10 protein-coding genes and 1 pseudogene are annotated in these 10,158 nt (G+C 59.3%); 4 read left to right on the forward strand and 7 right to left on the reverse strand.

The window, feature by feature from the left end:
* Nucleotides 1-94: 94 nt before the first annotated feature.
* From C4S63_RS16475 to C4S63_RS16495, 5 genes are all read right to left on the reverse strand, one after another.
* Nucleotides 95-862, reverse strand: a complete 768-nt coding sequence (locus tag C4S63_RS16475; protein WP_103918215.1) for a sulfite exporter TauE/SafE family protein — start codon at nt 860-862, stop codon at nt 95-97.
* A gap of 230 nt (nt 863-1,092) precedes the next feature.
* Complete coding sequence (locus tag C4S63_RS16480) at nt 1,093-1,560, reverse strand: regulatory protein RecX (protein ID WP_062817494.1); 468 nt, start codon at nt 1,558-1,560, stop codon at nt 1,093-1,095.
* Nucleotides 1,553-2,590 (reverse strand): recombinase RecA, encoded by a 1,038-nt coding sequence (gene recA, locus C4S63_RS16485; RefSeq protein WP_062817495.1) that lies wholly within the window; start codon nt 2,588-2,590, stop codon nt 1,553-1,555. Before recA ends, C4S63_RS16480 begins: the two co-directional genes overlap by 8 nt.
* Before the next feature lie 270 nt (nt 2,591-2,860).
* On the reverse strand, nt 2,861-3,379 hold the full coding sequence (locus C4S63_RS16490) for a CinA family protein (RefSeq protein WP_103918216.1): 519 nt from the start codon (nt 3,377-3,379) through the stop codon (nt 2,861-2,863).
* Between the two features lie 69 nt (nt 3,380-3,448).
* On the reverse strand, nt 3,449-4,801 hold the full coding sequence (locus tag C4S63_RS16495) for a wax ester/triacylglycerol synthase family O-acyltransferase (RefSeq protein WP_103918217.1): 1,353 nt from the start codon (nt 4,799-4,801) through the stop codon (nt 3,449-3,451).
* Nucleotides 4,802-5,191: 390 nt separating this feature from the next.
* Between C4S63_RS16495 and rnk the strand changes: the two genes are divergently transcribed.
* Both rnk and C4S63_RS16505 read left to right on the forward strand, forming a co-directional pair.
* Nucleotides 5,192-5,572, forward strand: coding sequence for a nucleoside diphosphate kinase regulator (gene rnk / locus C4S63_RS16500; RefSeq protein ID WP_103918218.1), 381 nt, complete (start codon nt 5,192-5,194; stop codon nt 5,570-5,572).
* Between the two features lie 72 nt (nt 5,573-5,644).
* A complete protein-coding gene (locus C4S63_RS16505; RefSeq protein WP_062817498.1) occupies nt 5,645-6,919 on the forward strand; it encodes a bifunctional O-acetylhomoserine aminocarboxypropyltransferase/cysteine synthase in 1,275 nt (424 codons plus the stop codon).
* Between the two features lie 110 nt (nt 6,920-7,029).
* On the opposite strand, the gene C4S63_RS16510 is transcribed toward C4S63_RS16505, so the two are convergent.
* Together C4S63_RS16510 and C4S63_RS16515 are read right to left on the reverse strand one after the other, a co-directional pair.
* Nucleotides 7,030-7,503 (reverse strand): NYN domain-containing protein, encoded by a 474-nt coding sequence (locus tag C4S63_RS16510; RefSeq protein WP_103918219.1) that lies wholly within the window; start codon nt 7,501-7,503, stop codon nt 7,030-7,032.
* 303 nt (nt 7,504-7,806) lie between these two features.
* Nucleotides 7,807-8,712, reverse strand: a complete 906-nt coding sequence (locus C4S63_RS16515) for a LysR family transcriptional regulator (protein ID WP_062817503.1) — start codon at nt 8,710-8,712, stop codon at nt 7,807-7,809.
* A gap of 100 nt (nt 8,713-8,812) precedes the next feature.
* Between C4S63_RS16515 and C4S63_RS16520 the strand changes: the two genes are divergently transcribed.
* Nucleotides 8,813-9,679 (forward strand): pirin family protein, encoded by an 867-nt coding sequence (locus tag C4S63_RS16520; RefSeq protein ID WP_103918220.1) that lies wholly within the window; start codon nt 8,813-8,815, stop codon nt 9,677-9,679.
* A 195-nt stretch (nt 9,680-9,874) separates the two neighbouring features.
* Nucleotides 9,875-10,158: pseudogene (locus C4S63_RS16530) on the forward strand (transposase); the annotation flags it as partial.

Raw genomic sequence — 10,158 nt, forward strand, 5'->3', positions numbered from 1 at the left:
TCTTCGCGCACAACTGTCCGTGAATCGCGGCGAGACACAACCCCATACAACCAGAGCCAACTCGCGTCGCAACTCGGTACTCGTCACTCGCCTCTCAGCCCTGGATCGCCGCCGCCAGGCACACCGCCAGCACCATCACCAGCAGAATCCGCTTGAGCACTGTCGGGGATACCCGGTGGGCGAAGCCTACGCCCAGGCGCACGCCCAGCAAGGTGCCGGCCGCCACCAGCAGGCCGGGCAGCCAGGCCACCTGGTCCCGGGCCACAAAAATGCCCAGCGCCAGCACGGTGAAACTGCCGGTGATGGCCAGCTTGAGCGCGTTGCCGCGGAGCAGGTCATAACGCAACTGTCCCACCAGAACGGCAATCAACACAAACCCTACCCCTGCCTGCACAAAGCCCCCATAGGCACCACAGAAGAACAAGCCGAGCCAGCCGGCTACAGAGTCGTTGGGTTGCAGTGGCACTTCATTCTCAGCCGGTGACATCTGGTTGGGTTTGAACACCATGATCAGGGCCACCACCACCAGGGTAGTCAGCAATACCGGTTTGAGGATGCTCTCCGGCAAATAGGACGCTGCCAGCGTGCCAACCAGGGTACCCAGCAGACAGGGCACCAGAATGGCCGGCAGCGGTTTGAACGGCATGGTGCCGCGCTTGTTGAACTGCCGCACCGCCTCCACGCTCTGTATCAGCACCCCCACCCGCATGGTGCCGTTGGCCAATGCCGCACTCATGCCACTGAGCATCAGCAACGGTAGGATCAACAAGCCACCGCCCCCGGCCAGGGTATTGATAAACCCGGCCAATACACCGGCACCCAGCATGGCCGCCGCCAGCCAGGGATCAGACAGGTATTCCATGGGAGATCTCACACAAGACGCAAAAGCGAAGGATACGCCTTGAACCGAATTCAAACCAAGCGGCAAATTACCGAGGGATCCGCTTCTTCACACAAACCGGCCCCGTTGGAGCTTTGCTCGCAAAGCGAAGACTTCAGCAGGCACCGGGATTCATTCTCCCCTTCGCCTTGCGAGCAAGGCTCCAACGAAGTAAGGAATGCAGTGATGGGGAACACGAAGTGAAGGACGTACTACAGCTCATCCTCCGGAGAACACTCCAGTGCAGCAAAACTCTGTTCGGCGTCGAAACCCCGCTGTTGCAGGAAACGCAGCTGGCGGGCTTTCTCTTTCTGGTCCTTGCCCGGGTACTGACGAAAGCGCCGGGCCCGCACCTCCCGGGCCAGGGCAAACCAGTCCACCTCTGCCGCCTCCAGAGCCTGGGCGATCAGTTCATTGTCCACGCCCTTGAGTTGCAGCTCCTGACGGATTCGCAGAGCGCCCTGCCCCCGCTCGATCCTGGAACGCACAAAAAAACCGGCAAAGCGCCGGTCGTCGATAAAGCCATGTTCTTCACACCAGGCCATCACCGTGTTCAGCGCCGGATGCTCACCCACCTTTTGACGCAGCTTGGTCTCCAGCTCGCGGCGGGCGTGATCCCGACGCGCCAGCAGGCCCACGGCCCGCTGGCGCAATTCGGATTCAGTGAGCGGTTCACTCATTACCGACTTCAGCTTCCTCTTCCTTGGTAGCCGGCGCCTCAGTGGGATCCGGCAGCAAGCGCGCACGGATTTCCTGCTCGATTTCCTCGGCAATGGCCGGATTCTCCCGCAGGAAGTCACAGGCATTCTGTTTGCCCTGACCGATCTTGTCGCCCTTGTAGGCGTACCAGGCACCGGACTTGTCTACCAGGCCCTGTTGTACGCCCAGGTCCAGCACTTCACCCAGCTGGTTGATCCCCTGGCCGTAGAGAATCTGGAATTCGGCCTGACGGAACGGCGGCGATACCTTGTTCTTCACCACCTTGACCCGGGTTTCGTTACCGGTGACTTCATCACCCTGCTTCACCGCACCGATACGACGGATATCGAGGCGCACGGAGGAGTAGAACTTGAGGGCGTTACCGCCGGTGGTGGTTTCCGGGTTACCGAACATCACACCGATCTTCATACGGATCTGGTTGATGAACACCACCAGGGTATTGGCATTTTTCACGTTACCGGTGATCTTGCGCAGGGCCTGGCTCATCAGGCGGGCCTGCAGGCCCACGTGGGCATCGCCCATCTCGCCTTCGATTTCCGCCTTGGGCACCAGGGCCGCCACGGAATCCACGATCACCACGTCCACGGCGCCGGAACGTACCAGCATGTCGGTGATTTCCAGCGCCTGCTCGCCGGTGTCGGGCTGGGACACGATCAGGTCATCCACGTTGACACCCAGTTTCTCCGCGTAGTCCGGGTCCAGCGCGTGCTCCGCATCCACGAAGGCACAGGTGGCGCCTTTTTTCTGCGCCTGGGCAATCACGCTGAGGGTCAGGGTAGTTTTACCGGAGGATTCCGGCCCGTAGATTTCCACGATACGCCCTTTCGGCAGACCGCCAATTCCCAGAGCGATGTCCAGCCCCAGAGAGCCGGTGGAAATGGACGGCATGCGCTCGCGCTTGCGATCGCCCATGCGCATGACGGAACCCTTGCCGAATTGACGCTCGATCTGTGACAGCGCCGCAGACAGCGCCTTACCTTTATCGCTCATGTGACCCCTCTCCGTTAACTGGTGCGTCATTCATTGACGGCGACCGTATTGTGCCTTGCCGTATCTGGCCTTTTAGCCAGCACTGACAATATGGACAGTATTATGAACAGCTATTGCGGCTCATTGCAACCCCGGCAACCGGGACCGCTTGCAGGCTGATGCGTTGTTGCCATCATCAGTGCGGTAAATCGTTGATTTTCCATGCCCATGGCCTTGTCTGAAGCATCGTCGATGCCCGGCAAGGTAGGCGTGAAAGGTGTCACCCGGCGCTCAAGGCCCGGTGAATGATGACGATTGTGGCGACTTCAGGCGCGCATTCAAGCCCCGAATGGCTTCCACAATCGTCTGCTGACGGACGGCATCCCGGTCACCGGAAAAATGAAAACACTGCGCCTCGGCCTGTCCATTGTGGTGCCCCCAGGCAATCCATACCGTCCCCACGGGCTTGTCAGGAGAGCCGCCCTCCGGCCCGGCGATGCCGGTGACGGCCATGCTTACCTGTCCTCGGGAATGCCTTACCGCACCCAGCGCCATCTCCAGTGCGGTGTCTTCACTGACCGCGCCGGTACGCTCCAGGGTGGCGCTCTGCACCCCGAGCATCTCCTGCTTGGCCTCATTGGAATAAGTCACAAAACCCCGCTCGAACCAGCGGGAAGACCCGGCAAGGGCTGTCAACGCCTGGGCAATGCCGCCCCCGGTGCAGGATTCCGCCGTAACGACCATGATCGATTGCTGGATCAGCTGCTCTGCCAGTTGCCGCACGGCCTGGGCGATGTCGTCGTGATGCACGGTGTCTCCGAATATAATCCTGCCAGCGAACCCGCAAGATACCACCGCCGACCCGTACCGCCCAAGGCGCTATTCCAGCTCGGCCAACGAGGCCTCGAAATAATCCAGGAAGCGCTGGATATGCGGCAGGGTGTCACGGCAGCCGATCACCCCGAACTCCAGACTGTCCTTGTAACTGACCACGGTGATATTCAGCGCATACCCGTGCAGCACCAGGGATACCGGGTAGGAGGCCAGCAACTCCGCTCCATTGAAGTACAAGGTGTCTTTTGGCCCCGGCACGTTGGAGATCACCAGGTTGAACATGGGGCTGACCCGGCCCGACAGGCCCGTCACCTGCCCCAAGGAGAGAGGCATGTTGGTCATCACCGTATAGGCGTCGATATCCGACTTCTGCATCTCACCCAGCCGGGTCTTCACCGCCTGCATGGATTCCTGGATGGCGACCAGGCGGCCCAGCGGGCTGGCAATGTGGGTGGCCAGGCTTACCTGTACCGTGGTGATGGCATTGCCACCGCCTTCGGCCTGGTCCGCGCTGCGCAGGGACACCGGCACCTGGGCCACCAGCGGCTCGGCGGGCAAGGCATCCAGCGTTTCCAGGTAACGGCGCATGGCGCCACCACACATGGCCAGAAAAATATCGTTGACGGTGCCGTTGTGTTTTTTTGCCGCGGCCTTGATGCGCGGCAGCGACCAGGACTGGGCGGCGAACCGGCGGGCACCGGTAACGCGACGATTGAGCACCGTCTTGGGGGCCCGGTAGATGGTTTTCACATTACTGTCTTTGGGCAGACGCAACAGATCCACCAGTTGCCCGGCACCCCGGCGCACACTGCCCGCCCCATCCAGCACCCCAGCCTTGGCAGCCACTGCCACGCTTTTCTTGCGGGGTTTCTTGCGCTTGTCCCATTCCCCGGACCAGGGCGCCGGCAGATTTTCATCGGCGCTGCTGGCCATCCGCGACTGCATCAGGTGCATGCCGGCCATGCCGTCCACCATGGAATGGTGCATCTTGGTATAAAGGGCGAAGCGGTTGCCCTCCAGGCCTTCGATCAGATAGCTCTCCCACAGGGGCCGCCCCGGATCCAGACGCTGGGCATGCAGCCGTGACACCAGCGCCAGCAACTCCCGCACCCGGCCAGGGCGCGGCAAAGCGGAGTGGCGTACGTGGTAATCAATGTCAAAATTCCTGTCCTCCACCCAGGCCGCATCCAGTCGACCGGGCAGCCGTGACTGGATCTTCTGGCTGAAGGGCCGGCACACCCCATCCACTTCCACCATGAAGCGGTAAACGCTTTCCATGTAGTCGCTGGGGGCATCCTCCGGTATCGCAAACAGGGCCAAGCCGCCCACATGCATGGGGGTTTCCCGGGTTTCCATCATCAGCCAGCCGGAATCCATAATGGATAATTTTCGCGCCATCCCGATCTCCTTATTGTTATGGGCCACGGTCGATACTGGTGCCGTGACGATCAACTGCCAATAGCCAAATCATCCATATTCATGGCGAAACAGCATTATGAGATTCGTTGCGTTTGGTTATTTGGCATGGCCGTCAGCGCCCTGCCCTGTCCTCCCGACGCGCTGGTTCACAGCACGCTGGACAAAATAACCGGCTCTGCTAATCTCACTCCATGAATCTCGTTCGCCCTACTACTGCTGTCACTGACGGCTTCATGCCTTATTCCACTGCCGGCGCTTTCGCGCAGGTTGCGAGCACCCCTGCCTTTCTCTCCTGACGCCGAACATCCGATGACACACCGGGGTTCGGCGACCCGGCAAAACCACTGTTAACACCGTCAGGAGAACACCATGAACACACTACCCCCTATTACCGTCAGTACCACAGACCGTGACCGCCTGTTTGCCGTGCTGGATAACTTCAAGGGCGACTCGGACCAGATCGATTACCTTTACGATGAACTGGCCCGGGCCAATATTGTGGAGGCGGGCGCCATGCCGGAGGACGTGGTTACCCTCGGCAGCCGCCTGCGGTTTCGCAATGTTGCCACCGGCAGGGAGCATGAAAGAGTGCTGACCCTGCCCCACGAAACACAGACCGTCAGCGACGCCATTTCCATTCTGACCCCTGCCGGTGCGGCCCTTTTAGGCCTGAAGGTAGGTGGCGAGATACGCTGGCCGCACCAAGGCCATTTTTTGCGTTTACAGCTGCTGTCCGTAAGCCGGACATAACGCCGGATAACCATTCCACAGTTTGATACGCTCTCACACTGACTCACTCACACAACAACACAAGGACTGCTCATGAAGATGGAAACCCTTGCAGTACGTGCCGGCTTTCAGGTGGATCCCACCACCAAGGCAGTGGTGACACCGATCTACCAGACCACGTCCTATGCCTTCGACAATACCCAGCATGGGGCGGATCTGTTTGATCTGAAGGTACCCGGGAATATTTACACCCGCATCATGAACCCCACCAATGCGGTGCTGGAGGAACGGGTCGCGGCCATGGAAGGCGGCGTGGGCGCGCTGGCAGTGGCCTCCGGCATGGCCGCCATCGAATATGCGCTGGAAACCATCACCGAAGTGGGCGACAACATCGTCACCACCAGCAAACTCTATGGTGGCACCTACAACTTCTTTGCCCACAGCCTGCCGCGCCGGGGCATTGAAGCCCGCTTTGTCAGCCACGATGATTTTGATGCCCTGGCTGCCGCCATTGATGACAACACCAAGGCCGTCTTCTGTGAGTCCGTGGGTAACCCGGCCGGCAACATCGTCGACATCGCCCGCCTGGCCGAGGTGGCCCACCAGGCCGGTGTGCCGCTGATCGTCGACAACACCGTGGCCACACCCTATCTGTGGCGGCCCATCGAACACGGTGCGGATATCGTGGTCCACTCGCTGACCAAATACATGGGCGGGCACGGCAACTCCGTGGCCGGGGTAATTGTGGATTCCGGGAAATTCCCCTGGACCAAACACAAGGCGCGTTTCCGGGTATTGAATGAGCCGGATCCGTCCTACCACGGTGTGGTCTATACCGAAGCCCTCGGTGAAGCCGCCTTCATCGGCCGTGCCCGAGTGGCACCATTACGCAACACCGGTGCGGCCCTGAGCCCCATGAATACCTTCCTGATCCTGCAGGGCATTGAAACCCTGCCGCTGCGCATGGATCGTCACTGTGAAAACGCCCAGAAGGTGGCCGAGTTCCTGCGTGACCACCCCCAGGTCAACTGGGTGAACTACGCTGGCCTGCCGGAAAGCCCGGACAATGCGCTGGCACAGAAATATATGAACGGCCGCGCGTCCGGCATTCTCAGCTTCGGCATCGAGGGCGGCCAGGAAGCCGGGGCGCGATTCATCGACGCCCTGCAACTGATCCTGCGCCTGGTGAACATTGGCGATGCCCGCTCCCTGGCGTGTCACCCGGCCTCCACCACTCACCGGCAGCTGGATGACAAGGAACTGGCCAACGCCGGCGTCAGCCGCGAGATGGTGCGCCTGTCCATCGGTATCGAGCACATTGACGATATCCTGGCAGACATCAGCCAGGCCCTGGACGCTGCACGCTAGAAAGGGGCATAACAAGCACATTCACAGCCCCCCCCCGTTGGCGCTTTGCTCGCAAAGCGCCAACGGCAACCATACCGGCTTTGCCCCCAGCCCGACGATCGGCCTAATGGCTACAACAGAAGATCGTCGCCGATCGGGTGATACACCGACGCACTGTCAATCAGGGAACGGGCCGTCAGCGATTCCACCCCATAAACCTCTGTCCGCACACCGGGGTCAGCATTGATCCGCTCCAGCAGCACATCAAAATCGCCATCACCGGATAGCAACACCACGGTATCCACCTGCGGCGCCAGGGTCATCACATCCACGGCGATACCCACATCCCAGTCCCCTTTGCTGGAACCATCACTGCGCTGGATATAGGGCTTAAGCTTTACGGTAAAGCCAATGTGCTTGAGGGCATCCTGAAATTTGGTCTGGCCGTCATCGCCACGATGGGTGGCATAGGCCATGGCGCTGACAACCTCCCCCTGACTACAGAGCTGTTCCCACAATGCGCGATAATTGAACTGTCGCCCAAAAGCCTGGCGAGTGGTGTAGTAAATATTTTGAACGTCGGCAAAAACGGCGATGCGGGACATTATGTCCCTCCGGATTATTGTTGTTGCATGGTGAGAATAAAGGCTTTTCGACACGCTGGGCAGCAAACTCTCTTTGTATCACCCGGTCCCTGAAAAGCATTGTATTCATGCATGATGAGGTGATTACCTTGCCCCGGCATCGCGGTATAGCACAATGAGGATTTTCAACCATTCAACAGGCAAGCAGATCATACATATCGGGTTGCGCCTGAATGGCGTCACGTTTCAAGAATTTTTACCGGGGCTTTTCTTTTTCGACAAACAAGCCGGTCATTAAACGGACATCACAGACGTGAGCCGGAATCATTCCTCATCAAAGGACTCATAGAATTCCACAAGACTGTCAATCAGGGTTCTCACCGCGGGGAGGACACCCCGCCGTGACGGGAACACCACATGGATGATATCCCGATGTAACGCCCAGTGGGGCAGAACCCGCACCAGCTCACCGCGCTCCAGTTGTCTTTGCACCGTCAGTATGGGCAGCTGCACCACCCCAACTCCCGCCATGGCCGCACGGCGCAGGGCGATCATGTCCGTGGTCACAAAACGGGGCTGGTGAAAAACACTGATCTGGCTGCCGTCCTCGCCCCGTAACTCCCAGCGAAAATCCGGCCGCGGCGAACCCAGCCCCAGGCTGGGCCAAAGCTCCAGTTCTCGTGGATGGCACGGCATACCGAATTGCGCTACCAGCTCCGGGCTGGCAACCAGGGCAAGCCCCCTGTCGGATAGCACCCGCAGCCGCAAATCGCTGTCCTGCAGCGGGGGTGGGCGCACCCGAATGGCCACGTCCACCCCTTCATTGATCAGATCCACCCGGCGGTTGGTGGCCTCCAAATGGATGGTGATATGGGGGTATTTCCGCAGAAAGTCAGCAAGAAAAGGCCCGATATGCACATGCAACAGCGTGATCGGGCAGGTTAACCGAATCACGCCACGGGGCTCCGCCCGGACGGCATCAATCGCCTCCTGGGCCGATTCGGCTTCGATCAGCATGGCATTGCAGTGCTCGTAGTACTGCCCACCAATTTCAGTGACCGAAAATTGACGGCTCGATCTGTTTAGCAAGCGAACGTCCAGACGCTCTTCCAGGGCGGCTACCCGCCGACTGAGCTTGGACTTGGGGACACCAATGGCCCGCCCCGCCGGGGCAAAACCGCCGTATTCCACCACCTTGGCGAAGTAATACAGGTCGTTAAGGTCTTCCATTTATCGTTCCAAAAATGCAACGCTGCATCACGATTTTGCCACCTATTAGCGGAAACGTTCCATCCTTATCATTCATAGCAGATTGATAAGGAGGCCGTCGATGAAAAAAATTCTGGGTGTCTATTCTGCGCCTCAACCCCACTGGGTCGGTGACGGTTTTCCGGTTCGCTCCCTGTTTTCCTATGAAAGTCATGGCAAACAGCTGAGCCCCTTTCTGCTGCTGGACTATGCCGGCCCGGCCCGCTTCCCCCCAGCCACCAAGCCTCGCGGCGTAGGCGAACATCCCCATCGCGGTTTTGAGACCGTAACCATTGTGTATCAGGGCGAAGTGGCGCACCGGGATTCCACCGGCCAGGGTGGCGTGATCGGCCCGGGTGGCGTGCAGTGGATGACGGCCGGTGCCGGCATTCTTCATGAGGAGTTTCATTCCCCGGCATTCACCTACCAGGGCGGACACCTGGAAATGATTCAGCTGTGGGTCAATCTGCCCGCCGCCGACAAGATGACACCGCCTTCGTATCAGGGGATTACCCGTGAACAAATTCCCGTGGTGCCCCTGGACGACGGCAAGGGCGAAATTCGAGTCATTGCCGGTGACTATCAAGGGCACAAGGGCCCAGCCAGGACCTTTTCTCCCATGCTGGTCTGGGATGTCACCGTACAGGCTCATGCCAATGTGGTTCTGGACGTTCCCGATGGCTGGAATACGGCCGTGATTGCCAGAAGCGGCAGCACCCTGATCAATGAACATGCACGCACCGCCGCCGGCCAGATGGTTGTGCTCAGTGCAACGGGTGATCAGGTGCAAATTCAGGCGGAGGCCGAGAGCCAGCTCTTGCTGATCGCGGGCGAGCCACTGAACGAACCTGTCGAAGGGTATGGCCCTTTTGTCATGAATACCAAGGAAGAAATTCGCCAGGCGATCCGGGATTTCCAACAGGGTGATTTCGGAAAGATGTCATCGTGAAAAGTTCAATTACGGGTAACGACATCGTTACCCATTACCACCAGGAGAAAGACTATGGGTAAGCAATACAATCGTCTCGACAAGGACAACGCGGCAGTGTTGCTGGTCGACCATCAGGCCGGTGGTAATCACCCCGAAATTTAGCCCTGCTCAAAAGTAGAATTTTCTCGTAACCTAGCACGAAGGAGATTCTGCATGAAGAAGTCACGATTTTCGGACAGCCAGATCCTGGCGATCCTCAAGCAAGCGGAGAATGGCGTCCCTGTTCCCGAGCTGTGCCGGGAGCATGGCATGAGCAGCGCCAGCTTCTACAAGTGGCGCGCCAAGTACGGCGGTATGGACGCGTCCTTGATGGCTCGCCTGAAGGAGCTTGAGGACGAGAACCGCAGGCTCAAGAAAATGTATGCCGAGGAGCGCCTCAAGGCCGAGATTGTCCAGGAGGCACTCACAAAAAAGTGGTAAAGCCATCCCGGCGCAAG

The sequence above is a fragment of the Alcanivorax sp. DSM 26293 genome, assembly GCF_900107995.1.
Taxonomy (GTDB): Bacteria; Pseudomonadota; Gammaproteobacteria; order Pseudomonadales; family Alcanivoracaceae; genus Alcanivorax.